We start from the raw sequence: 495 nt of genomic DNA, 5'->3' as shown, positions 1-495 counted from the left end.
TGACCACCACGCAATTGCCGGCAGCCAAGGCCGGCGCGATCTTCCAGGCGCCGATCATCAGCGGGAAGTTCCAGGGAACGATGACGCCGACGACGCCGAGCGGCTCCTTGTGGATCAGCCCGAGCACGTTGTCGGCGGTCGGCGCGATCTCGCCATAGACCTTGTCGATCGCCTCGGCGTAGTAGCGGATGGTGCCGGCCGCCGACAGCGGCTCGGCCTTGTAGGCCATGCCGATCTCGGTGCCGTTGTCGCGCACGCCGAGCACGGCGAGTTCGTCGGCGTGCTTCTCGACCAGTTCGGCGAGCCTCGTCAGCACCTTCTTGCGAAAGGCGGGAGCCGCGCGCGACCAGGACCCCTTCTCGAAGGCCTTGAGGGCAGCGAGCAACGCGCGATCGACATCGGCGGCATTGCCGTCGGCGATGCTGGCGAAGGGACGTCCGTCGATCGGCGAGATCACCGGCAAGGTGGCGCCGGTCGCGGCTGCCGTCTGGACGC

The 495-nt window shown here is 68.3% G+C and carries 1 protein-coding gene; it reads right to left on the bottom strand.

The features are described from left to right. On the bottom strand, nt 1-495 hold a 495-nt coding region (locus EN807_RS32505), incomplete at both ends, for an aldehyde dehydrogenase family protein (protein ID WP_135937927.1).

The organism is Mesorhizobium sp. M5C.F.Ca.ET.164.01.1.1 (assembly GCF_004792125.1).
GTDB classification, from domain to species: Bacteria; Pseudomonadota; Alphaproteobacteria; order Rhizobiales; family Rhizobiaceae; genus Mesorhizobium; species Mesorhizobium wenxiniae.
The sequence above is the reverse complement of the archived record's forward strand: the minus strand, read 5'-3'. Positions and strand labels throughout refer to the sequence as shown.